This is a genomic window from Acidobacteriota bacterium, assembly GCA_020853395.1.
Taxonomy (GTDB): domain Bacteria; phylum Acidobacteriota; class Vicinamibacteria; order Vicinamibacterales; family SCN-69-37; genus JADYYY01.
In genome coordinates, this window is the sequence record JADYYY010000019.1 from 14,833 (window position 1) to 38,358 (window position 23,526).

Consider the following 23,526-nt stretch of genomic DNA (forward strand, 5'->3'; position numbering starts at 1 on the left):
CAGAGCTCGGGAACGCGGCGCGCTAGACAGGATTGAGCTCAGAGCCGTGAGCCTCGAGTGCCGTTGCGTCGAACCGCTTCGCGGTATTCACGACTGGGCGACCCACGATGACGCTCGTCAATCTCGGAGGAGGCTAGGCCTTCCCGAGCACCACCTTGCGGATCGCAGTGGCCGTCCAGCGAACCGCCGTCCACTCCTCGCGCTGAACCTGCAGCGGCGGGAGCGCGGGCGGCGGCGTCGCCGGCGCGGACGCCGGACGCCGCATGCTCGACTCGATGCCCCAGAAGCCGGTGTACCGGAACTCCTGCTTGCAGATCCGCAGCGCCTCGTCGAGGCTGAAGCGCGGGTGCGTCCCGTCGGGCGCCCACGATCCCTTCACCGAGATGTCGACCGCGTGCGGCATCATCGTCCGGATCCGCTGGTAGGTCGTCGCGGGTTCGGGCGCGGCGAAGTTGCCGAAGTCCGGCAGCAGGCCGAAGTTGGGGTTGTCGATCTTCTTCGCCAGGGCCGCGAGCCAGTCGGCGTTCGACGCGAGGCCCCCGCCGTGGTTCTCGATGCAGACGACGATCTTCGAGGCCTTCGCGTACTCGAGGAGCGCGTTGAACGACTCGGCGGAGCGCTCGAGCGCATCCGGATCCTCCTGCACGGTGTTGCCGGTGCCGGTGCAGTTGCAGCGGATCGCGAAGCAGCCGAGATACGCCGCGATGTCGACCCACTTGCGATGGTTCACCGCGGCCTGCATGCGCGCCTTTCGATCGCGCGCGCCCATGTCGCCTTCCTGGTCGACCATGATGAGCACGTTCCGCAGGCCGTAGTCGGCCGCGCGCTGGTTGAGATGGCGCAGCATCGACTGCTCGCGCACGTCCTTGAAGTAGATCGTCACGTACTCCAGGCCGTCGACGTCGAAGTCCTCCCGCGCGATGCGCGCGATGTCGAAGAGATCCCAGAGGCCGGCGGAGAAGGATCGATTGAGGGAGTACATCGCGAGCGAGATGGCGTCCTTCGTGGGACGTGGAAAGACCTCCCCGCGCTGGCTGCCCGCCTGCGCCGATGCCGCGCCGGCCGACGACGCGCCGAGCCCGAGGCCCGACGCACCGGCGGCGGCCTGTTGCAGGAACGATCGTCGCGAGTGGTCGCTCACACGGGGCTCCTTCCGTTCGGCCGTGATCGCCGCGCCGCGACCGCTGCCAATCTTCCGGCGCCGGCGCGGCGGTCCGTCAACCGGCGGGAGCGTATCATCTATCCTTGCCATCGGCCGTCGTTCTTCGGAGCCGGCGCCGGTTCCGGTGAGGTGCGTCCGTCCCATGCCCGCAGCCGTGGTCAACTACGCGCCCGTCAGGGGATCCGTCGAGCTTCGCGACGTCCCCGTGCCGACGATCGGCGACGACGACGTGCTGCTCGAGGTGGCGAACGTCGGAGTGTGCGGCAGCGACATTCATCAGTGGATGGCGGATCACTCCTGGCCGGTGAACTACCCCGTCGTGCTCGGGCACGAGTTCGCCGGGCGCGTCGCCGGCGTCGGCGCGCGGGTCAGCGCCTGGCGGCTGGGCGATCGCGTCGTCAGCGAGACGGCGGCGGTCGTGGACGTCGCGAGCCCGCTCTCGCGCGTCGGGCTCTACAACCTCGACCCGGCGCGCAAGGGCTTCGGCTACGGCGTCAACGGCGCGATGACGCAGTACGTGCGCGTGCCGGCGCGCTGCCTCCACCGCGTGCCCGACAGCCTCGGCTTCGAGCAGGCGTGCCTCGCCGAGCCGTGCAGCGTGGCGTACAACGCGGTGGTCGAGAACACGCGGATGCGTCCCGGCGACCGCATCGTCGTGCTGGGTCCCGGCACGATTGGCCTGCTGTGCGCAGCGATCGCGAGGCTCGGCGGCGGTGACGTGCTCGTCGTCGGCCTGGAGCGCGACCGCCGGCGGCTCGAGGTGGCGCGGCAGTACGGGTGCGAGACGGCCGTGGGCGACGCGACGGAGTGGGCGCGGGCTCGCGACGGCCTCGGCGCCGACTGCGTCGTCGACGCGTCGGGTTCGACCGAGGCGCTCCAAACGGCACTGAACCTGGTGAGACCGGCCGGGTGGATCACGAAGGTCGGGTGGGGCAGGGATCCGCTGCAGTTCAGCCTCGATCCGCTCGTGCAGAAGAACGTCACGCTGCAGGGATCGTTCAGCCACAACTGGCCCGTGTGGGAGCGTGTGCTCGGTCTGCTCGCGAGCGGCGCGCTCGACGTGCGGCCGATCGTCGTCGGCGTCTGGCCCATCACCGAGTGGCGCGAGGCGTTCGAGACGATGCACGAGGGCGACGTCGTGAAGTGCGTGCTGAGGCCGGTGTAGCGTGCGGCTTCGGGACAAGGTCGTCATCGTCACGGGCAGCTCCACCGGCATCGGCAAGGCGATCGCCGAACGCGTCGTCGCTGAGGGCGGCCGCGTCGTCATCAACGGCCTCGAGCCGGATCTGGTGGCCGACGTCGTCGCCGCGCTCGGAGGGTCGGCAGCGGTCGCGCACGTCGAGGACGTCGCGCGCGACGGCGCGCCCGAACGGCTCGTCGAGATCGCCGTGCGCGCGTTCGGGCAGCTCGACGCCGTCGTCAACAACGCGGCGATGCTGGATCGGGCGAACCTCCAGACCACCGACCTGCCGCTCTTCAGGCGGATGCTCGAGGTCAACACGATCGCGCCGTTCGCGCTGATCAAGGCGGCGCTGCCGGAGCTGCGGAAGACGCGCGGCGCGGTGTTGAACATCGGATCGGTCAACGCGTGGAGCGGCGAGCCGAACCTCCTGCCCTACAGCGTGAGCAAGGGCGCGTTGATGACGCTGACGCGGAATCTCGGCGACACGCTCTTCCGCGAGGACGGCGTGCGCGTGAACCAGATCAACCCGGGCTGGGTCCTCACCGAGCGCGAAGCGGCGCGCAAGCGGGCCGATGGGCTGGCCGACGACTGGTACGCGCAGGTGCCGGCCGTGTACGCGCCGGCGGGGCGGCTCATCCGGCCGCAGGAGATCGCGGCGGCGGCCGTCTACTGGCTCGCGGACGAGAGCGGCCCGATCAGCGGACAGGTGGTGGATCTCGAGCAGCACCCGTTCATCGGACGCAACCCGCCGAAGGACGCGAGCACCATGCCGTCGCGCCGTGCCGACACGACGGGATGAGCGGTGTGACGATCGCGGCGGAGGTTCGTCCGGCGCTCATGAGCGCGTGCGCCACGCTGCTCGGCTATCTTGCGCCGAGCGATCCGCCAGCCGCGTCCGACATCATCTGGGGCCTCGGGAGCCACGAACCGCGCGTGGCCGAGCGCGCGGCGGATCTGTTCCACGGCGGGTTCGCGCCGCTCATCGTGTTCTCGGGCGGCAAGGGACATCGCTGGTCGCACCTCCCGCGATCCGAGGCCGAGCTGTTCGCCGAGATCGCCGCCGCCCGTGGCGTGCCGGCGGATCGCATGGTGCTCGAGACGCGTTCCACCAACACGGCCGAGAACATCCTGCTGTCGAGCGATCTGTTCCGTGAGCGCGGGCTGCACGTTGCGACGGCCCTGCTCGTCACGATCCCGCCGTTTCAGCGCCGCGCGTCGCTGACGGTGCGGACGCATCGTCCAGACATCCAGTGCCTGAACTGTCCGAGCGACTGGGGATCGCCCGACGAGTGGGACGATGAGACGCTTGCGCTCGTGGCACGCCTGTGCGCGGGCGAGATCCAGCGCTTGCGCACGTATCCGGCGCGCGGCTTCCTCTGCGCCGATCCGCAGCCAATCCCGGCGGAGGCGATACGCGCGGCCTCGGCGATCGAAGCCCACCTGCCCGCGTTCTGAAGCCGTTCACTTGAGCTGCCACACCCGAAGGGCGTGGTCGCCAACGAAGATGTAGAGCGCGCAGATCGTGCCATCGCCGAGGGCGACGCCCGCCTCACACTGGTCGCCGACAAGCAGGTGTACCGGCTTGGTGAAGACGTCCAACTTCAGGCAGTACTCGCGAATACGTCCAATGTGGCCTTCTACCTGGATCGCCGTATCGGTTGGAACGGGGGGATGAACGACTTCGTGCTGCTGGCGAGAGATGCGGAATCCAACGAAGCTCTGCCCAGAGGCTGGGGAGGATCGTTCACCAGTCCACCACGGTCACGGGACGACTTCGTGAAACTCGATCCTGGCCAGGTGTTCGGCGAACGCCGAGCATACCCGATGAGGGACATGGGTATTCTGAGGCGTGGCACGTACGAGTTGACCGTCGAGTACGTCAGTGTCCTCACGAAGGAAGAGGCGCTCGGGCTGCCGGTGTGGTTGCCGTCGCGCGATCATCCGTTGATTTCGAACACCGTCGTGATTGTCGTCAGGGACTGAGTCGACAGCACGCCGGCAACGATCACGTCCACTACCGCCGAACCGCGAGCGCGTAGGCGTCGAAGTACCGCTGGAGGTTCTCGGCCGTCGAGCCGTACTCGTTCGGGCCGTCGAAGAAGTCGACGACGACCTCGCGCGCGCGGGCGATTTCCCGCAGCCTCGGGGGTGACTGCCGGTGGCGCGGGTCGTCGAGTGTCAGGTCGAACAGCTCGAGCGCGCGTTCGAGTGCCCCGTGCGCGAGCGTCGGGTTGCGGCCGGACCACTTCACGGCGCGACTGATTTCGCTGCCGATGTTCCCGAGTTGCTCGGCGAGCGACAACTGCCACCAGCGGCCGTTCGCCAGGTCACGATGCTGGATCACGCTCATCGGCGCACCAACCTCGAGACCAGCGTCCTGATGCCATCGCGCGTCGTCGCATCGTCCACGCCCCGCGATCGGTTGCCGAACGACGGCCTCATGTTGATCATCGAATCGAACTCGAGCCAGTCCTCGCCGTCGAGCTGCGGGTACAGGTTGATTCCCCAGAGGTCGCGCTGCCGCGATCCTTCGGCGAGCAGCACGGCCTCCTGATCGGCGTGCATATCGGCGTCGAGGATCATCACCTGCCGCCGCAGGTCGATGACAGCCTTCACGAAATCGCGGAATCGCCCGGGCACGAATTGCCGGAGGTCGGCGAGCTGAATGGGCTCCTCGAGCGTCACACGGCGCATGATCTCGCGGCTAGTGTAGCGTGCAGCGTGATGGGTCGCACGCTCATGTCGTCTGCCGCGAGGCGTCTCGCCCCGAGTGTCCACGACGTACCAGCCGTTCCGGCACATCGCAGTTCCCGAGGTTGGCCTCGACCTGGATCTCAGCCGAGCGTGGCGCGCACGCCCGCGGCGATGACCGCGACGCTGGCGATCTGCACGAGGTGAAACAGACCGTTGTGATCGAACCGGAAGACGAGCCGCGCGCGCAGGCGGCTCGTCTGAATCGCGGCGGCGATCATGCTGAGCAGCAGGCCGGCCGCGATGGCCGTGGCACCCGGCGTGCCGGCCGTGGCGAGCGTCACGTAGATGGCGATCGCGGCGATCAGCGCGACCGCCTCGTACGCGACGAACATCGCGAACGAGCCGCGTGCCGCCTGGCTGACGGCGAAGAAGCCGGCGGCGGCCGCGACGGCCCAGGGAAGCGACCGCGCGGCCACCGCGTCGCCCCACCCGTCGGCAATCGCGCAGACAACGACGAGCGCGGCCGTCAGGCCGAGCGACAGGTAGATCGGCTTCCAGAGGAGCAGACGCGCCCGCGGCGACCATTCCACGCCGTGCACGGCGGCGCCGAGCAGAGCGGCGACGGCCATCGACGAGAGGACGGCGAGCCACGCGTGCTGCTTCCACGGCGACGCCGCGGGCAGGCCGGCGAGCCGCCAGGCCTCGACCGCGCACACCGCCGCGAGCAGGGCGTCGGTCGCCGCGGTCGTCAACTCGGTCTCGGAGCGGACGAGGGTCACGGACGCGGCAGAGTGTAGGCGATGAACGCGCCCGTCTCTCCGGCATTCGGCGCCTTGCCGAAGGCGGTGACGACGACGAACTGGCGGCCGCCGGCGTCGTAGGTGATCGGCGTCGCGGTGGCGGAATTCGGCAAGGTGGTTTCCCACAGCAGCGCGCCGGTGTGCTTGTCGAACGCGCGGAACTTCCGGTCGAAGACCGTCGCGCCGATGAACAGCACGCCGCCTGCCGTGACGATCGGCCCGCCGTAGTTCTCCGAGCCCGTGTCCTTCAGCCCCTGCGCGGCGAGAGCCGGATACTCGCCGAGCGGGATCTTCCACTCGAGCTCGCCGGTGTTCAGATCGATGGCGTTGAGCGTGCCCCAGGGCGGCGCCACGGCGGGAAAGCCTTCGGGATCGAGAAAGCGCTTGTATCCAGTGAACCGGTACTTCAGGTCGACGGGCGATGGCGGCGTTGCGCCGGCGCCGGCAGTGCCGCCCGAAACGACGTAGCGCACGACGGCGTCGAGCGCGTCGGTCGACAGCGAGCTGAATCCCGGCATGCGCGCGCTGCCGCTCCGCACGATGGCGCGCACGTCGGCAGCGCTCCGCGGCGCTGTGGCGATCGGTGCCAGAGCCGGCGCCTGGCCGGCGACGCCGCCGAGATCCGCGCCGTGGCACGCGGCGCACTGGGTGAAGTAGGTCTGCCTGCCGAGGTCCGCCGGTGGAACCGGCGCGAGCGCGCCGGTCCACGCGATGTCGTTCGCGTTGACGTAGAGCACGCCGGTCGCCGGATCGACCGCCGAGCCACCCCATTCGGCGCCGCCGTCGAATCCGGGAAAGATCACGGTGTCCTTGCCGACGCTCAACGGCACGAACTGCCCGTCGCTCCGGAACGATCGGAACTGCTCCAGCGCCCACGCGCGCATCGCCGGCGTGCGGTTCGTCAGGAGGTCTTCGGTGAGCCGCTGGCGCGCGAACGGCACGGGCCTCGTCGGCCACGGCTGCGCCGGCGCCGCGACCTCGCCATCCACCGTGCTCGGCGGCACGCGGCGTTCCTCGATCGGAAACAACGGCGTGCCGGTCGCACGATCGAACACGAAGACGACGCCGGCCTTCGTCGGCTGCGCCACGGCATCCACCATCCGGCCGTCGCGCCGGAGGCGGACCAGCACGGGCGGCGAGGGGAAATCGCGATCCCAGATGTCGTGGCGCACGGCCTGGAAGTGCCAGCGCCGCCGGCCCGTCGCCGCGTCGAGCGCGAGCAGCGTGTTCGCGTAGAGGTTGTCGCCCAGCCGGTTCGCGCCGTAGAAGTCGGCGGCCGCCGATCCGGTCGGCACGTAGACGATGCCGCGCGCGGCGTCGACCGACATGCCGGCCCAGTTGTTCGCGGATCCGATGTAGGTCCAGGCGTCTTTCGGCCACGTCTCGTAGCCGGGCTCGCCCGGATGCGGAATCGTGTGGAACGACCAGCGCAGCCGGCCCGATCGCACGTCGTACGCGCGCACGTCGCCGGGAGAGGCCGGCAGTCCTTCGCTCGTGCGTCCCCCGACGATGAACAGATCGCGGTAGACGACGCCGGGCGTCGTGAGCCCCACCGATTGGCGCTCGGGATCGCGGCCGAGGTCCTGGTGCAGATCGAGCCGTCCCTCCGCGCCGAACGTCGTGATGACGCGGCCCGTGACCGCGTCCACCGCGTAGACGTAGCGGCCGAACCCGGCGAGGATGCGCGCGTCTCTATGGGTGGGGCCGTCCGCCCAGTAGGTCACGCCGCGCACCGGGTTGCGTCCCAGGCCAGGCGTCCATTCCCACTTGACCGAACCGCTGGCCGCGTCGAGGGCCACGAGGCGTCCGCCCGGCGTGACGACGAACACGACGCCGTCGACCATGATGGGGCTGAAGGGCGAGCCGCCCGCCTCGGCGACCTCGTACCGCCACGCGACCTCGAGGCGCGACACGTTCGCTGTCGTGATCTGCGCCAGCGGCGAGTAGTGCGCGCTCGACGCGTCGCCGCCGTAGACACGCCATTCGCGTGAGCCCGCGTCCGGCGACTGCGCAAGACCCGCGATCGACGGCACGCCGGCGAACGATGCAGAGACCAGCCCGGCCAGGATCAGCAGACGCCCGCGCATACCGGCTCCGACGGCCTCGGAGTCTAGCACTAGGACACGGTCCTGGGTCCCGGGTCCCGGGTCCGCTGGTCCTAGGTCCCGGGTCCGCTGGTCCCGGGTCCCGGGTCCGCTGGTCCTAGGTCCCGGGTCCGCTGGTCCTAGGTCCCGGGTCCTAAGTCCCGGGTCCCGGGTCCCGGGTCCCCTGGTCCCAGGTCCCGGGTCCCCTGGTCCTAGGACTGAGGTCCCATTGTCCCGGGACCGGGTCCGCTGGTCCCAGGACTCGGGACCCGGGACCCGGGACCCAGGACCGTTTTATATGATGGTCGCCGTTGAAAGATCCGCTTCACCTCGCGTTCCTGGGGTGCGGGTTCATCACCCGGGTGCACAGCCGCAGGCTCCGGTCGCTTCGGAACGAATTCCGGCTGAGCTATGCCAGCCGGGATCGCGCGAAGGCCGAATCGTTCCGGCGCCAGTACGGGGGCGTCGGCGCCTACGGTCATTACATGGAGGCGATCGGCGATCCGGCGGTCGACGCCGTGGTCGTGGCGGTTCCGCCGGTGTTTCACTTGTCGCTGGCCGAGGGCGCGCTCGCCGCCGGCAAGCACGTGCTCGTGGAAAAGCCTGCGTTCCCGCGGCTCGCCGACTACGAGTCGGCGGTACGCGCGCGCGATCGCGCCCGCACGGTCGTGCTCGTCGGCGAGAACGATCACTACAAGCCGCTCGCGGTCGAGCTGCGCCGGTTGCTGGCCGGCGACGCGGTCGGCGACGTGGTCTTCGTGCAGGTGTCGACGATCGCTCATCGGCCGAAGCCGGCGGAGGACTGGCGGAACGACGAGCGGATGGCCGGCGGCGATGCCTTCTTCGAGGAAGGCATCCACTGGCTGCACCTGGCCAACAGCCTGGGGCCGTCGATCACGTCCATTCACGGCTACCGTCCCGCCGTGGCGACGTCGGCGTCGGGCGACGTGCGCGTCAAGAGCATGCTGATTTCATTTCGCTACGACACCGGCGCGGTCGGGTCGCTGTTCTACTCGCGGGAGATTCCCTCGTTGTTCATGGGGCTGCGGCTGTCGAAGATCTTCGGCCGGCGCGGCGTCATCACGTTCGAGTCCAACGGCGCGCTCGTCGTCGCGCGCGGTCGCGGCCTGCCGCGGGTGCGCTTCCCCGGTTACCACGACATCCGGGGCTACCGGGCGATGTATCGCGACTTCGCCGCGGCGATTCGCGGCGGCCGTCAGCCGGAGATGAGCCTCGAGCGCGCCATCGGCGATCATCGGCTGATGGATCAGGTCTACGCGACCGTCGGGCCAGCGGGGCAGTGACGGATCGGTTCGACGTCGTCATCATCGGCAGCGGCGCTGGCGGCGGCACGATGGCACGGGCGCTGGCCGGCTCGTCGGCGCGCGTGCTGGTCCTCGAGCGCGGCGGGCCCGTCGCGCAGGAGCCCGAGAACTGGAACCCCGCGGCGGTCTGGCGCGACTTGCGCTATCGCGTGTCGGAGCAGTGGGTGGGCGGCGATGGATCGCCCTTCGTGCCGTACACGCACTACAGCGTCGGCGGCAACACGCGGTTCTGGGGGAGCGTGCTCTACCGGCTGCGCCGGGAGGACTTCCAGCCGATCGAGCACGCCGACGGGATCTCGCCGGCGTGGCCGATCGACTACGAGACGCTCGCGCCGTACTACGACCGCGCCGAAGCGTGGTACTTCGTGCACGGCCAGCACGGCGCCGATCCCACCGATCCGCCGCGCGGGCCGTTTCCCCACGCGCCGATCCCGCACACCGGCGTCATGCCGGCGATCGTCGAGCGGCTTCGCGGCCTGGGGCTGCATCCGGCGCCGCTGCCGCTCGGCCTGATCGCGCCCGGCGAGCCGGGCGGCTGCTGCCTCTGCAACACCTGCAACTCGTTCCCCTGCCGGATCCGCGCGAAGAGCGACGCGGACGTCTGCGGCATCCAGCCGGCGCTCCGTCACGAGAACGTGGAGCTGTGGACGCACGCCGACGCGCGGCGGCTCGTCACCGATCCGAGCGGCCGTCGCGTGGAGAGCGTCGAGGTCGTGCGGGGGGGCGAGACCGTGCGGGTGGGCGCGTCGATCGTGGTCGCGTCGTGCGGCGCCGTGAACTCGGCCGCGCTGCTGCTGCGATCGGCGAGCGGCCGGCACCCCAACGGGCTCGGCAACTCGTCGGGGCTCGTCGGCCGCCGCTACATGGCGCACCTGGCGACCATGATGCAGGGCTTCCATCCGGCGCGGCGCAACCCGACGGTGTTCCAGAAGACGGTCGCGCTCAACGACTTCTATCGCGAAGGACCGTCGTCGCGCTTTCCGCTCGGCCACGTGCAGTCGCAGGGGCGCACGCACGGCGTGATGGCCAAGGTCGTCGGCGACACGATCGTGCCCGGCATCCCGCTCTGGGCCTACGACGCGTGGGTGGCGCGCGGCGTCGACTGGCTGGCGATGTCGGAGGATCTGCCCCGCGACGACAACCGCGTGGTCGTCGACGCCGCGGGCCGGATCCACCTCGTGTACGAGCCGAACAACGTCGCGCCCCATCGCCAGCTCGTGCGGGAGATGACGCGCGTGCTGCACTGGCTCGGGTTCTGGAAGGTGATGGCGCACTCGCACCTCCATCGCAACACGACCCATCAGTGCGGCACACTGTGCTTCGGCGCCGACCCGCGAACCTCGGTGCTCGATCCGTGGTGCCGCAGCCACGACGTCGAGAACCTCTTCGTCGTGGACGCGTCGTTCTTCCCCTCGTCGGCGGCCGTCAATCCCGGCCTGACGATCGTCGCGCAGGCGATCCGCGTGGCGGATCACATCAAGGACACGGAGCTCAGGTAGCCCATGCGAGTCCGAACGTTCAGTCACGTCGGGATCACGGTGTCGGACTTCAATCGCGCCGTGCGGTTCTACTGGGAGGTGTTCGGCTGCCCGCTCGTGGGCGTCGCGGACACGCCGTCCGAGCGCGTGCGCGCGTTCTTCGGCGTCGACGCGCCCGCGCCCACGTGCAAGATCGGCTGGATCCGCGTGCCCGGCGGCGGCGTCCTCGAGATCTTCGAGTTCCGGCCGGATCAGCCGCCCGCGCCCGTGCCGTGGAACCGCGTCGGGCTCACGCACCTCTCGTTCAACGTCAGGAACCTGCCACGCTGGCACGACGCGCTCGTGCGCAAGGGCGTCGAGTGCGTCAGCCGTCCGGAGCGATCGCCGCGCGGGCACTCGTTCTTCTTCTGCCGGGACTTCGACGGGAACCTGATCGAGCTGATGGATCTCGGCTACATGTACTACGTGCTCGGCTGGCTGGGCCCGCTCGGCGGATGGCTGTTCAGGCGCGGGATGTACAGCCAGTACTACCGGTGATCACGTCCGGTCGACGGACGAGCCGCCGCGCGATTCGTTCCCACGGGAGACCGTCACTGCCGTTCTGGCGCCGGGTCCGACGTCATCCAGCGTGCCCCACCGCGCCGGCGGATCGCCCTTCGAGCTTTCCGAGCGCGTCGTACGCGGCCTGCTTGTAGGCGTCGCTGAGCGACGGGTACGTCATGACCGTCTCGAGGAAGTAGTCGAGGCCTCCGCCGAGGCGCATGACGGCCTGCCCGATGTGAATCAGCTCGGTCGCGCGCTCGCAGATCAGGTGCGTCGCGAGCAGCCGCGTCGTGTCGCGATGGAAGATCAGCTTCAGGAAGCCGTCGGTGTCGCCGATGATCTGCCCGCGCGCGTTGTCCATGATGGACGTGCGGCCGACGACGATCGGCACGCCCGACGAGACCAGCTCTTCCTCGGTCGGGCCGCACGCGCACGCCTCCGGAATCGTGTAGATGCCCGACGCGAGCGCGCGCCAGTCGCGCTCGGGGAACGCGAGGCCGAACATCTCGCCGACCGCCATACGGCCCTGCTCGATCGACGCCGAGGCGAGCGCCGGCCGGCCGATGACGTCACCGGCGGCGAAGACGTTGGGCTGCGAGCTGCGGAAGTGACGGTCGACGACGACGAGCCCGCGCGCGTCCAGCGCGACGCCGGCCGCGCTCGGATTCAGTCCCGCCGTGTTGCCCGTCCGGCCCGCGGACACGAGCACCCGGTCGACGACCTCCGTGCGGCCGCTCTCGAGCGTCAGCACGAGGTCGTCGTCGCACCGCTCGATGCGCGCGACCGCGTCGTCGAAGCGCACGGTGATGCCTTGACGCTGCATGGCGGCGGCGATGGCGTCGGAGATCTCGCGGTCGAGGAACGAGAGCAGCCGGCTGCCCGATTCGATCAGCGTGATCGTCGTGCCGAGCGCCGCGAACACGCAGGCGTACTCGCTGCCGATGACGCCGCCACCGACGATCGCGAGCGACGCCGGCACGCGATCGAGACCCAGCACGGTGTCGCTGTCGAACACCTCGGGATCGCCGAAATCGAACCCGGGCGGCCGGCGGGGACTCGATCCGGTGGCGATGAGCACGTGCTCGGCGTCGAGCACGCGATCGCCCGCGCGCACGCCGTGCGGATCGACGAAGGAGCCGTGAGCCTGGACGAGGTCCACGCCATGCCGGGCCAGGTTCGCTCGAATCTGGTCGGTCTGGAGCCGGCGGACGGTCGCGAGCCGGCGGGTGAGCGTGGCGGTGAGGGGCCGGCCGTCGCCCAATGGCTCGCGCACCATGTCGTACAGCTCGCGCCGGCGGAACCCCGTGAGATAGAGCGCGCTCTCGCGAAGCGTCTTCGATGGCAGCGTGCCGGTGTGCGCGGCGGCGCCGCCAGGTCCTGCCGGCGATGCCTCGACGAGCGCCACGCGCTTGCCGAAGAAGGCCGCCGCCACGGCGGCCTTCTCGCCGGCCGGTCCGCCTCCGATGACGACGAGGTCGTAGCGCATCCGGGTTCGTCTCCTACGCGTCGTCTCGCGAGGCCGCGTCGGCCGCGCGCGTGACGCGCACTTCGCGCACGCCTCGTCCCGCCGTGGACAGCACTTCGAGCCGCAGCGGCCCGTACTCCACGACGTCGCCCACCGCCGGCAGCCGGCCGAGGCGCTCGAGCACCAGCCCGCTCACGCTGTCGACGTCCTCGTGCTGGAGGTCGATCTCGAAGTACTGACCCAGCTCGTCCAGCCGGACCGTGCCGGCGACGCGCGCCGAGCCGTCGGGCAGCGGCGCGATCGGCGCCAGGGCCGGCGCGCCCTCGTCGATCTCGCCCACCACTTCCTCGAAGAGATCTTCGAGCGCCACGATGCCGGCCGTGCCGCCGTGTTCGTCGATCACCACCGCCAGGTGCGCGTGCGCCCGCTGCATCGTTGCGAGCACGTCGTCGAGCGAGGCCGTCTCGGGGACGACGGGCAGGCGGCGAACGTCGGACGGCCCGAGCCGCTCGTTGGCGGCGAGGCTGCGCAGCAGATCCTTCACGTGGAGCATGCCGACGATGTGGTCGAGATCGCCGTCGTAGACCGGGTAGCGGGTGTGACGCTGCTTGGTGATGATCTGTCGCAGCTCGTCGGGTCCCGCGCCGAGCGGGATGCCGACGGCGCGCACGCGCGGCACCATGATCTCGGCGGCCGTGAGATCGCCGAACTCGAACAGCTCCTGCAGAATGCGGCTCGACTCGGCGCGGATGGCGCCGCCGCGCTCGCTCTCCTCGACGATGAGCTGCAGCTCCTCTGGCGTGTAGACCTGTTCGGCCGCCTGCTGCCGCCGCAGGCCCACCAGCCGGAGCACGAGCAGCGCGAGGCCGTTGGACAGCCGCACGAGTGGATAGCAGATCAGCCACGTCACGCGCATCGGCCAATGGGTGAATCTCGAGACCGGCACGGGATGCTGGAGCGCGACGGCCTTCGGCACCATCTCGCCGACGACGATGTGCACGATGGTGAGCAGGGCGAGGGCGAGCAGGCTCGCGACTGCCGGCGCGGCGAGCACGTGCGGGACGGCCGGCATGCGCGCTTCCAGCAGGCCGGCCAGCGCATGCTCGCCGTACATGCCCAGGCCGAGGCTGGCGAGCGTGATGCCGATCTGCGACGTGGCGACGTACTCGTCCTGCCGCTTGGGTGACTCGCGCGTGCCGAGAATGCGCTCTGCGAACCGGTCGCCCTTCGAGGCGCGCTGCTCGAGGGCCGGTTTCGGCGCCGCGATGAGGGCGAACTCCGCCGCCACGAACACGGCGTTCAGCACCACGAGCACGAAGGAAATGCCGATGACCGCGGTCATCGGCGGCCTCGCTCCCGCCCTTCGCCTCGCGGCGGATCCCCGGCCGGCGTGCGGGGGCCGAGCAGCTCGTTCAGCAGATCGTGGACCGTGATGAGGCCGATCACGCGGTTCTGCTGATCGGTGACGGCCGCCAGGTGCGCACGGCGATCGCGAAGCTCGTACACGGCCCGATCGGCGGGGAGCTGTTCGTCGAGCCGCGAGATGGGCCGCAGCAGCCGATCCATGCCGAGCCGCCCATCCGAGGCGTAGCGCTCGGCGAGATCCTTGACCCTGATGAAGCCGACGACCTGCTCGCGCGACCCGCGATACACCGGCAGCCGGCTGTACGGCGTGGCGGTCGCCTGGTGGAGGATCTCGGCGGCCGGAGCGCCCTCCTGCAGCATCGCGAGCTGCGCGAGCGGCACCATCAGGTCGCGCACCTTGCGCGTGCCGAGGTGGAGCGCGCGGCGCAGCCGCTGCTGCTCTTCCGGCTCGAGCAGCCCGCCGTCGCGGCTCTCCGCGATCAGCAGGTCGATCTCCTCCGGCGAATGGAGATGCCGGTGGGTGTGGCCCGCGGCGCCGAGCGCGCGCAGCAGGAGCAGCGCCGCGCCGTTGAGCACGACGAGCAGCGGCCGGAAGACCGCGAGCGACCAGCGCATCGGCAAAACGGTTGCGAGCGCGGTTTCGGTCGGGTACTGGAGCGCGAGCGCTTTGGGCACGAGCTCCCCGAGCACGAGCTGCAGCGCCGTCATCGTTGCCAGCACGAGGCCGGCCGACAGCGAGAGGGCCGTGACCTCGCTCATGCCGAGCCACGCGTTCAGCACGGGGACCATGGCCTCGCTCAGTGTGGCCTGCGCGACGGCGCCGAGGACGAGGCTCGAGAGCGTGATGCCGATCTGCGACACGCCGACGTAGCGATCGAGGCCCGCGGCGTCCTCGAGGAACGGCAGCAGCCGCCGCGCGAGCCAGCCGCCCTCCTCGGCCAGCCGGCGGACCCGGCTGCGCCGTACGCTCACGGCGGCGAACTCGGCCGCGACGTACAGCGAGTTCGCACCGATGAGGATCGCGAGGACGATCCAGACCGTGGCCGACATGGCCTCCTAGTGTAGTGGCGGGCCGCGTCGAGGCCCGAGCCGAGGCTCGGAAGGCGGCCGGCGCTCGCGCGCGGTCGCGGCGTCGACGGCCATGCGGCGGACGGCACGTTGTGCTCGTCGATACGCACGAATGGCGGACGGGCGCCGGTTGTAGAATGCGGCACCGGTCTCCTCGGCCGCGAAAGGGGTCCCGCCGTGTTCGGAGAATTCAAGGAATTCATCAACAAGGGCAACGCGCTCGACCTGGCCGTCGGCGTCATCATCGGCGCCGCGTTCGGCAAGATCGTGGACTCGCTCGTCAACGACATCCTCATGCCCGTGCTGTCGATCCTGACCGGCGGCGTGGATTTCGGCGCGCGGTTCCTCGTGCTCGCGCGCGGAGCCGCCACCTATGCCACCGTCGCGGACGCGAAGGCGGCCGGCGTCCCGGTTCTGGCGTACGGCAACTTCCTCAACACGGTGATCCAGTTCCTCCTCATCGCCTTCGCCCTGTTCCTGATCGTCCGCCAGATCAACCGGGTGCGAGGGGCGAAGTGATCGTGCGGGCGTGACGTCGCCTCTTCGACGGTCGGCGATCACCGCGCTCGTCGTTCTGTGCGCGGGCGTCCTCGGATCGCTCGAGGCGCAGCCGGCGGTGCCGCGGTCCGAGCATCCGCGGCCCGACTTCGTGCGCCGCGACTGGCAGACGCTGAACGGCACGTGGGAGTTCGAGTTCGACGATCGCGATGAAGGAATGAGGGCGCGGTGGTTCGCGGCGGATGCTGCGCGGTTCTCGCGCACCATCGTCGTGCCGTTCGCGTTTCAGTCCTCGTTGTCGGGCATCCGCGACACGGCGTTTCACGACGTCGTGTGGTACCGCCGCCGGTTCACCGTGCCGGCCGCCTGGCGCGACCGCCGTGTGCTGCTCAACTTCGGCGCGGTCGACTACGAGGCCATCGTCTGGGTCAACGGCACGGAGGTGGGCCGGCATCGTGGCGGACACGTGGGGTTCGGCTTCGACGTGACCGACGCGCTGCGATCCGGCGAGAACGTGGTCAGCCTTCGCGTGGTCGATCCGGGGACGGACCGCACCGTGCCCCGCGGCAAGCAGTACTGGCGGCCGTCGTCCGAAAGCATCTTCTACACGCGGACGACGGGGTTGTGGCAGCCGGCGTGGATCGAGGCGGCCGGCGCCGTGCGGATGGCGAACCTGCGCGTGACGCCGGACGTGGACCGCGCTCAGGTTCGCGTCGAGGCCGACCTCGTGCGGGCACGCCGGACGACGCCGGCGCCTGCCACGGCGCTCCGCGTGCGGATGACCGCCGCGATCGAGGGCGTCGAGCAGGCCGATCAGACCACCACGGTGTACGGCGATCGCATCGCCGCGACGCTCTCGCTTCCCGCGCAGCGGCTCTGGAGCCCGGATCGACCGGTGTTGTACGACCTCGCCGTGGAGCTGTCGGGCCCCGATGGCGTCGTCGACCGTGTCGAGAGCTACTTCGGGCAGAGGAAGGTGAGCCTGCACGACGGACGCGTCTATCTGAACAACGCCCCGTACTACCTGCGGCTCGTGTTGGACCAGGGCTACTGGCCCGACGGCATCCTGACGCCGCCGAGCGACGACGCGATGCAGTACGACATCCGGATGACCAAGGCGTTCGGATTCAACGGCGCGAGGAAACACCAGAAGGCGGAAGATCCGCGGTGGCTCTACTACGCCGACCGGATGGGCCTGCTCGTGTGGGGCGAGATGGCCAACGCGCAGGACTTCAGCCCGGAGTACGCATCACGCTTCGCCGACGAGTGGGCGCAAGTGATCGCCCGCGACTACAACCACCCCGCCATCGTGGCCTGGGTGCCGATCAACGAGAGCTGGGGCGTGCCGCAGATCCTGACGAGCGCCGAGCAGCAGGCGCACGCGAAGACGCTGTACCAGATGACGCGATCGCTCGACGCGACGCGGCCGGTGGTGGACAACGACGGCTGGGAGCACACCGACCAGACGGACCTGATGACGCTGCACGACTACGCGCGCACCGGCGAGGAGCTCGCCGCCAAGTACGCGCACCTCACCGCCGAGCCCGCGCGCATCCCGCGCAACGGCCGCGAAGCGTCGGTCTACGGCGCGCGATACAACGGCGCGCCGTTCGTGATGAGCGAGTTCGGCGGCATCGCGTTCCGGCTCGGACCGCAACAGCGATCCAACGAGTGGGGCTATGCCGGCGTGGAGCCCACGCGAGAGACGTTTCTCGCCAGGCTCGACGGCCTGGTCAAGGCGCTGCGCGGCAACCGCGCGTGGGCGGGGTTCTGCTACACGCAGCTCACGGACGTCGAGCAGGAGATCAACGGCCTCATGACGTTCGATCGGACGCCGAAGGCCGATCCAGACGTCTTGAAGAAGATCATCGCTCAATGAGCGCGCCGTGCGTGACGCCGAGACGCTGACCGTCGCCGGCCGCGAGATCGTCCTGTCGCATCCGGAGAAGGTGCTGTTCCCGGAGGCGGGGTACACGAAGCGCGACCTCGCCGGCTACTACCTCACGGTGGCGGATGGCGCGCTGCGCGGCGCCGGCGGCCGTCCGAACATGTTGAAGCGCTACCCCGGCGGGATCGCGGGCGAGTTCTTCTATCAGAAGCGCGCGCCAGCCTCGCGGCCCTCGTGGATCGAGGTCGTGACGCTGCGGTTTCCGTCGGGCCGGACGGCCGACGAGGTCGTACCGCGTGACGCGGCCGCGCTGATCTGGATGGCGAACCTCGCGTGCCTCGAGCTGCACCCGCATCCCGTGCGCGCCGAGGATCTGGATCACCCCGACGAGCTTCGCGTGGATCTCGACCCGGTGCCCGGCGTCGGCTGGAAGGAGATCCGCCGCGTGGCCGCCATCGTCCGCGCCGCGCTCGACGCCTTCGGCCTGCGAGGCTGGCCGAAGACGTCGGGATCGCGCGGGCTGCACGTGTGCGTGCGCATCCAGCCGCGATGGACGTTCGACGACGTGCGGCGCGCCGCGCTCGCGCTGGCACGTGAGGTCGAGCGCCAGGCGCCGGCGCTCGCGACGAGCAAGTGGTGGAAGGAAGAGCGTCACGGCGTCTTCCTCGACTACAACCAGAACGCGAAGGACCGGACGGTCGCGTCCGCGTATTCCGTCCGCCCGACGCCGCGCGCCACCGTGTCGGCGCCGCTCGCGTGGGACGAGATCGACGGCTGCGAGCCGGGCGACTTCACGATGGCGACGATGCCGCGCCGATACGCGGCGCTGGGCGATCCGCACGAGCCGATCGACGGCCACGCGGGATCGCTCGACGCGCTGCTCGAGCTGGCGGCCCGCCAGGCGGCGGAAGGGCAGGGCGACGCTCCGTGGCCGCCGCATTACCGCAAGCACGCGGGCGAGGCACCGCGCGTGGCGCCGTCTCGACGCCGCGCTCCGAGCCCCGTCGCCGCGGCCGGCGGCCCCGACGACGCGGACGCGCCGGACGTCAGCGCGAAGAAGAAGACCGCACGCCGAAGACCTTCGACAGCTCGTAAGCGGGCATGACGTCGAGCTGCTCGTAGGTGCACTCGCGCGGCGGCTTGTCCATCCGCCAGCGCAGGAACGTCGTCGCGTGCCGGAACCGATCGCCCTGAAGGTGGTCGTACTTCACCTCACAAACGCGTTCGACTCGCAACGGCTCCCACGACAGGTCCTTGCCCGCGCTCCACCGGCTTTGCGCGCCCGGCATTCGAGCACCGTTGCCTTGCTCCGCGCCGGCCCAGTTTCGCCACGGGTGTCGATCGAGCGCGCGCGCCCGCAGGGGCTCGAGCTCGCGCGCGAGCTCCAGGCGCCTGGCCATCGTGAACGACGACGTGACGCCGACGTGGTGCAGCGTGCCGGCGTCGTCGTACAGCCCGAGCAGGAGCGAGCCGACGAGCCTGTCCGGGCCGGCCTTGTGCCATCGGAATCCGCCGACGACACAGTCCGCCGTGCGGACGTGCTTGATCTTGATCATCGAGCGCTTGCCCGGCTCATAGGGCGCATCAGCCGGCTTGGCCACCACGCCGTCGAGCCCCGCACCCTCGAAGCGGCTCAGCCAGTCCTCGGCGATGGACGGATCGGTCGTCATCGGCGTCACGTGCACGGGCGGCGTCACGCCGTCGAGCAGCCGTTCGAGCGCGCGACGACGATCGTGCTGGGGCGCAGCGCGAAGGTCGTGGCCGCCGGCGCTGAGCAGATCGAAGGCGACGAACGACGCCGGCGACTCGGCGGCCAGGCGGGCGACGCGCGATGCGGCCGGGTGCAGCCGCAACTGCAGCGCGTCGAAGTCGAGACCGTGCCGCGTCGCGATCACGATCTCGCCGTCGACGACGCAGCCGGGCGGCACCCGCTCGATCAGCGCCGCGTGCAACTCGGGAAAGTAGCGATCGAGCGGCCGCAAGTCCCGGCTCTGAATGAAGACATCGTCCGCGGAGCGGAAAACGATCGCCCGGAAGCCATCCCACTTGGGCTCGTACAGATAGGCGGCGTCGCGGGGGATCGCGTCCGCCAGCCTGGCGAGCATGGGTGGGACGGGCGGCGTGACGGGTGGAGAGGTCATCGACCTTGCGGAACGCGTGCCGCGTGCCGCGAGCGTTCCACCGCCGATGGTGGACGCGCAGGGATCGAGCGTGACCACCGATGGGCAAGGATCTGCTGGCGTTGCGACGGGACGAAGCATCCCAGGGTCGCGAGGATTCCCGGGTGCGAGGTCTCGAAGGTGACGGCTCGAACCGCGCGGATCGTCCCACTACGTTGTGCGAGACGACGATCCGCGCCGGCGGGCATCAGACCTGATAGGCGCGGAACAGCGCGCGGAAGTAGTGGAGCACGCGCAAGGGATCCGGCGACTCCGGGATCTCCGCGAAGCAGTATCCCTGGAAGCGCATCGCGACGAGCGAGGTGAGCAGCGCGCGCCACGGGTACTCGTCGAGGAAGAGGTCGCGCATGTGCACCTGGCCAATCTGGTGCTCGACGAGATCGAAGGCGGCGGCGAATCCACCGTCCAGAAGATCGGTCTGATTCGAGTTCCAACAGACCTTCAGATGTGGTGGGTTTCCGGCGTGGTCGAAGATGCGGCGGATGCGCGGCAGGCGGGCCGTGTCTTCGCCGTGCACCTCGAGATGGAGGAGGACGCCGGCGTCGCGGGCGAACGACGCGCATTCGGCCAGCGCGCGGCCGATCTGCTCGAGCGTCTTCTCTTCCGGCACCGTTTTGGGAAGGCCGTTCGGCCGCACCTTGACGCCCGGCGAGCCGATGTCGTGCGCGAGTTGTATCCATGCCTTCGTCTCGTCGACGTTGCGCCGCACGACCGCGGGGTCCGGCGACTGGAACTCGCACGTCGTGCCGAGGCCGCCGATCTTCACCGGCGAGGCGTCGAACTGCCTGCGCACGGCGGCGCGCGCGGCCGGAGCAAGGGCGATCTCGACGCCGTGCCTGTGCGTCGTTCTCAGCTCGACGGCGTCGAACTCCGCGGCCGAGAGGTTCTCGATGATCGTCGGGATGTCCCAGTCCTTGGCGATGTTGTAGGTGACGGCGCCGAGCTTCAGGCCGGCGCGCGCCTGGAAGAGATCGCTCGAGGGGGCAAGTTCAGCCGGCAGCAGCGAGAACGCGGGAATGCCTGCCGCGCTCGAGAGGAAGTCGCGCCTGCGCATGCCGCGAGATTACCGCGGCGTGCAGCGGATCGCGCAGGATCATTCGCAGACGCCGTACGCCAGGCTGAGCTCCCGGGACCGTTCTCGTCCCCCTCTCGTTGACAGCGTGCCGTTGGGCTGCGATAGTCGAAAGAGGCGAATGCGGCCGACAGAAATCCCCAGCCTCGGCACTCGCGATTCATCCGGCCACGACCGGTCCGAGCACCCGTGTGCCGAGGGGTTCTCGCGCCGGAGGTTCCTCGGGATGTTGGCGGTCGCGCTGCCCGCCTGTGCCGCGCCGCGGCTCGTGTTCGCCGATCCTGCCGCGCCAAGGGCGTTGAGTTTCGTCCACACGCATACGGCTGAGCGGTTGTCCGTGGAGTACTTCAGCGAAGGGGAGTACCTGCCGGACGCGCTCGCCACGGTGAACCATTTCTTGCGGGATTTCCGGACGGGCGCCGTACACGACATCCATCCGGGGCTGCTCGACCTGCTGCATCGGCTCGCCGCCACGACCGAAACGAGCCGGCCGTTCCAGGTGATCTCGGGCTATCGATCGCCGCAGACGAATGCCGCGCTCCGCCAGCGCAGCGAGGGCGTCGCCGCCGGCAGCCTGCACATGCGGGGCGAGGCGATCGACATCCGGCTGACCGACGTGCCGCTGCCTCGTCTTCGATCGGCGGCGCTCGCGATCCATGGTGGCGGCGTCGGCTACTACCCGGCGTCGGATTTCGTGCACGTGGACGTCGGCCGCATCCGGACCTGGTAGGCCGCGCGTCACCAGACGCGATCCAGCAGACGATCCTGCCCGTACACATCGCTCGCGAAGTACACCGCACCGTCGGCCTGCATGACCGCCGCCGTGGTGTAGAAGATCATCACCTGCACGGGATCCACGAGATCGACGCGCCGGTTCTCAGGGCCCTGCATGGCCGCGAGAATCGCCTCGCGTGGCCAGCCCGGCTGCCGCTCGAACACCCACTCGGCGAGCGCCACCGGATCCTCGACGCGAATGCACCCGTGGCTGAAGTCGCGCCGTGACTGGCGGAACAGCGCCGTCGCCGGCGTGCCGTGCAGGTACACCTCGTTCTGATTCGGGAACATGAACTTCACGAGGCCGAGCGAGTTGAAAGGGCCGGCCGCCTGACGCAGCCGCGCGGCGCCGCGCGCCAGTTCCGCCAGCGTCTCCGGCGAGAACGGCACGACGGGCGACGAGTCCGACTGACCACGCACGATTTGGAGATGCTCGCGCTGCAGGTACGACGGATCGCGCCGGATTTCCGGCAGCAGCTCCTTGCGCAGGATCGACATCGGCACGTTCCAGTACGGCCGAAAGACGACGAAGCGCATGCGCTCCGCGAACACCGGCGTGCGCGTGTCGAGCGCGCGTCCGACGATGACCGCCATGTCGAGGCGGGGCGGATCGGCCGACGGCACGGCGTCCCACGCCCAGAGCCGGAACATCGGGATGTTGACGATGAGGACGCGGCCGCCGGTGAGATCTGGCAGCCATCGCAGGCGTTCCAACGCGAACTCCAGTTGCCGCACGCGCCAAGCGAGCGGCACCTGAAGCGCGGCCGCCGTCGCCCGGCCGAGCGTGCCGTCGACGTCGAGGCCGTGCCGCCGCTGGAATCGCGCGACGGCGCGGCTCAGCGCCTCGTCGTACACGCCGGCGGCGGGAGGCGGCGTGCCGGGCGGCAGATCGCCGAGCGCCGCCAGCCAGTCGAAGAGCGCGCGCGCGCCGGCATACGCATCGCCCTCGCGGACCGTCGTCGTGAACGCCGGCAGGGCGTTGGGCGCCGCCGCGAGCGTGCGGTAGCGCGCGAGAGCCGCCTTGAGCGCGCGGTACTGCGTGAACGGCGGCGCGAGCGTGGCCGCCGTGCGCTCGACGCCGTCGACGTCGCGTGCGGCGAACACGATCTCCGCGAAGTCGTGGTCGTCGGTCGGCATCGTGAGCTGCACGCCGAGCGTGAGAGGGTCCGTGCGGCCGAGATGGAGGTGGCGGTAGTAGCGCATCAGGCCCGCCGACAGCAGCACGTCGAATCGCGCGGCGATCGACGGCTCGCCGGGCTCGGCGAGCGCGGTCTCGAGACGCGTCAGTTCCGGCGCAGCGTAGTCGTCGGGGACGAGACCCTCTGCATCCGACTGACGAAGCCGCGAGAGCGCCACGCGCGCTTCGCCGGTCGTGCGGCCGTCTTCGCCCACCCAGAGCGGGGCGCCGGCTGCCCGGTCGTACAGCGTCGCGAGTCGAGCGGCTTCGCCGGGCGGCAGCGTGCTGCCGAGCGTCCGAACCGCGGCCGCGATCGTGTCGGGCGCCGGGCGCTGGCCGGGAGCCGCCTGTTCTGCGCCGCCGGTCGCGAGATGCGACTCGCCGCTGCGATCGCGGAACGGCGCGCGCTGACACCCCGCCGTCGCGGCGGCGAGAACGATCGCGGCGAGCGTGTGTCGCGTCCTTCGGCTCATGACGGCGCGCTGCTTTCAGTCTACGGGCAGGCGGCACGATGGCGGTGGGGCTCGCGTCCATCGTCCGGGCGCCGCGGCGCTCTCGCTGCGGTTGCCGAACGACGAGGCGGCGCGTCGAGCGCGGACCAACACGTGAGCGCTGGACGTCGCATTCGTGGCTGCGCGATGGCGGTGGGACCCTGCGGCGTCGCCAGTCGGCCGCCGCGAGCCGCGTCGGCGGAAGGTCGCCAGCACGTCATACGGTGACGTGCGAGGCTCGGGCGGACCGGCGTTTTGAGCCGCCGCTCCCAGGCGCCG

22 protein-coding genes are annotated in these 23,526 nt (G+C 70.3%); 11 read left to right on the forward strand and 11 right to left on the reverse strand.

Features of this window, described 5'->3' with window-relative positions:
• Positions 1-133: 133 nt before the first annotated feature.
• Positions 134-1,141, reverse strand: a complete 1,008-nt coding sequence (locus IT184_16605) for a sugar phosphate isomerase/epimerase (protein MCC7010432.1) — start codon at positions 1,139-1,141, stop codon at positions 134-136.
• A gap of 163 nt (positions 1,142-1,304) precedes the next feature.
• Here IT184_16605 and IT184_16610 point away from each other — a divergent pair, with 163 nt between their 5' ends.
• From IT184_16610 to IT184_16625, 4 genes are read left to right on the forward strand one after another with little or no spacing between them, the layout of a single operon-like run.
• Positions 1,305-2,327 carry a zinc-binding dehydrogenase gene (locus IT184_16610; protein ID MCC7010433.1) on the forward strand — a complete coding sequence of 341 codons (1,023 nt, stop codon included), beginning with the start codon at positions 1,305-1,307 and terminating at the stop codon, positions 2,325-2,327.
• A 1-nt stretch (position 2,328) separates the two neighbouring features.
• Positions 2,329-3,144, forward strand: a complete 816-nt coding sequence (locus IT184_16615) for an SDR family oxidoreductase (protein MCC7010434.1) — start codon at positions 2,329-2,331, stop codon at positions 3,142-3,144.
• Between the two features lie 5 nt (positions 3,145-3,149).
• Complete coding sequence (locus tag IT184_16620; GenBank protein MCC7010435.1) at positions 3,150-3,800, forward strand: YdcF family protein; 651 nt, start codon at positions 3,150-3,152, stop codon at positions 3,798-3,800.
• A 33-nt stretch (positions 3,801-3,833) separates the two neighbouring features.
• Positions 3,834-4,328: a hypothetical protein gene (locus IT184_16625; protein ID MCC7010436.1), complete on the forward strand. Its 495-nt coding sequence runs from the start codon at positions 3,834-3,836 to the stop codon at positions 4,326-4,328.
• A gap of 31 nt (positions 4,329-4,359) precedes the next feature.
• Here the strand turns inward: IT184_16625 and IT184_16630 are convergent, their stop codons facing one another.
• The 4 genes from IT184_16630 to IT184_16645 form a co-directional block, all read right to left on the reverse strand.
• The gene (locus tag IT184_16630; protein MCC7010437.1) at positions 4,360-4,695 is read right to left on the reverse strand and encodes a hypothetical protein; all 336 of its coding nucleotides are present in this window, start codon (positions 4,693-4,695) and stop codon (positions 4,360-4,362) included.
• A complete protein-coding gene (locus tag IT184_16635) occupies positions 4,692-4,985 on the reverse strand; it encodes a hypothetical protein (protein ID MCC7010438.1) in 294 nt (97 codons plus the stop codon). Before IT184_16635 ends, IT184_16630 begins: the two co-directional genes overlap by 4 nt.
• A 194-nt stretch (positions 4,986-5,179) precedes the next feature.
• Complete coding sequence (locus IT184_16640; GenBank protein ID MCC7010439.1) at positions 5,180-5,818, reverse strand: hypothetical protein; 639 nt, start codon at positions 5,816-5,818, stop codon at positions 5,180-5,182.
• Positions 5,815-7,926: a PQQ-binding-like beta-propeller repeat protein gene (locus tag IT184_16645; GenBank protein ID MCC7010440.1), complete on the reverse strand. Its 2,112-nt coding sequence runs from the start codon at positions 7,924-7,926 to the stop codon at positions 5,815-5,817. The genes IT184_16640 and IT184_16645 overlap by 4 nt, the downstream gene beginning before the upstream one ends.
• A gap of 308 nt (positions 7,927-8,234) precedes the next feature.
• Between IT184_16645 and IT184_16650 the strand changes: the two genes are divergently transcribed.
• The 3 genes from IT184_16650 to IT184_16660 are packed head-to-tail and all read left to right on the forward strand — an operon-like array spanning position 8,235 to position 11,263.
• On the forward strand, positions 8,235-9,227 hold the full coding sequence (locus IT184_16650) for a Gfo/Idh/MocA family oxidoreductase (GenBank protein ID MCC7010441.1): 993 nt from the start codon (positions 8,235-8,237) through the stop codon (positions 9,225-9,227).
• Complete coding sequence (locus tag IT184_16655) at positions 9,224-10,747, forward strand: GMC family oxidoreductase (protein MCC7010442.1); 1,524 nt, start codon at positions 9,224-9,226, stop codon at positions 10,745-10,747. Before IT184_16650 ends, IT184_16655 begins: the two co-directional genes overlap by 4 nt.
• A gap of 3 nt (positions 10,748-10,750) precedes the next feature.
• The gene (locus IT184_16660; protein MCC7010443.1) at positions 10,751-11,263 is read left to right on the forward strand and encodes a VOC family protein; all 513 of its coding nucleotides are present in this window, start codon (positions 10,751-10,753) and stop codon (positions 11,261-11,263) included.
• An 82-nt stretch (positions 11,264-11,345) separates the two neighbouring features.
• Here the strand turns inward: IT184_16660 and sthA are convergent, their stop codons facing one another.
• The 3 genes from sthA to IT184_16675 are packed head-to-tail and all read right to left on the reverse strand — an operon-like array spanning position 11,346 to position 15,149.
• Positions 11,346-12,755, reverse strand: a complete 1,410-nt coding sequence (sthA, locus tag IT184_16665) for a Si-specific NAD(P)(+) transhydrogenase (protein ID MCC7010444.1) — start codon at positions 12,753-12,755, stop codon at positions 11,346-11,348.
• 13 nt (positions 12,756-12,768) lie between these two features.
• Positions 12,769-14,076 carry an HlyC/CorC family transporter gene (locus IT184_16670; protein MCC7010445.1) on the reverse strand — a complete coding sequence of 436 codons (1,308 nt, stop codon included), beginning with the start codon at positions 14,074-14,076 and terminating at the stop codon, positions 12,769-12,771.
• Complete coding sequence (locus IT184_16675; protein MCC7010446.1) at positions 14,073-15,149, reverse strand: HlyC/CorC family transporter; 1,077 nt, start codon at positions 15,147-15,149, stop codon at positions 14,073-14,075. The genes IT184_16670 and IT184_16675 overlap by 4 nt, the downstream gene beginning before the upstream one ends.
• Before the next feature lie 195 nt (positions 15,150-15,344).
• Between IT184_16675 and mscL the strand changes: the two genes are divergently transcribed.
• The 3 genes from mscL (at position 15,345) to ligD (ending at position 18,658) form a co-directional block, all read left to right on the forward strand.
• On the forward strand, positions 15,345-15,686 hold the full coding sequence (gene mscL / locus IT184_16680) for a large conductance mechanosensitive channel protein MscL (protein MCC7010447.1): 342 nt from the start codon (positions 15,345-15,347) through the stop codon (positions 15,684-15,686).
• A gap of 97 nt (positions 15,687-15,783) precedes the next feature.
• Positions 15,784-17,544: a glycoside hydrolase family 2 gene (locus IT184_16685; protein MCC7010448.1), complete on the forward strand. Its 1,761-nt coding sequence runs from the start codon at positions 15,784-15,786 to the stop codon at positions 17,542-17,544.
• A 7-nt stretch (positions 17,545-17,551) separates the two neighbouring features.
• The gene (gene ligD, locus IT184_16690) at positions 17,552-18,658 is read left to right on the forward strand and encodes a non-homologous end-joining DNA ligase (protein ID MCC7010449.1); all 1,107 of its coding nucleotides are present in this window, start codon (positions 17,552-17,554) and stop codon (positions 18,656-18,658) included.
• On the opposite strand, the gene IT184_16695 is transcribed toward ligD, so the two are convergent.
• Both IT184_16695 and IT184_16700 read right to left on the reverse strand, forming a co-directional pair.
• The gene (locus IT184_16695) at positions 18,600-19,694 is read right to left on the reverse strand and encodes an ATP-dependent DNA ligase (protein MCC7010450.1); all 1,095 of its coding nucleotides are present in this window, start codon (positions 19,692-19,694) and stop codon (positions 18,600-18,602) included. The two genes, ligD and IT184_16695, sit on opposite strands and share 59 nt — an antisense overlap.
• Before the next feature lie 226 nt (positions 19,695-19,920).
• Complete coding sequence (locus IT184_16700) at positions 19,921-20,682, reverse strand: TIM barrel protein (GenBank protein MCC7010451.1); 762 nt, start codon at positions 20,680-20,682, stop codon at positions 19,921-19,923.
• Between the two features lie 244 nt (positions 20,683-20,926).
• Between IT184_16700 and IT184_16705 the strand changes: the two genes are divergently transcribed.
• Positions 20,927-21,535, forward strand: a complete 609-nt coding sequence (locus tag IT184_16705; GenBank protein MCC7010452.1) for a DUF882 domain-containing protein — start codon at positions 20,927-20,929, stop codon at positions 21,533-21,535.
• Positions 21,536-21,543: 8 nt separating this feature from the next.
• Here IT184_16705 and IT184_16710 read toward each other — a convergent pair whose 3' ends face one another.
• On the reverse strand, positions 21,544-23,229 hold the full coding sequence (locus tag IT184_16710; GenBank protein ID MCC7010453.1) for a L,D-transpeptidase family protein: 1,686 nt from the start codon (positions 23,227-23,229) through the stop codon (positions 21,544-21,546).
• Between the last annotated feature and the right edge of the window lie 297 nt (positions 23,230-23,526).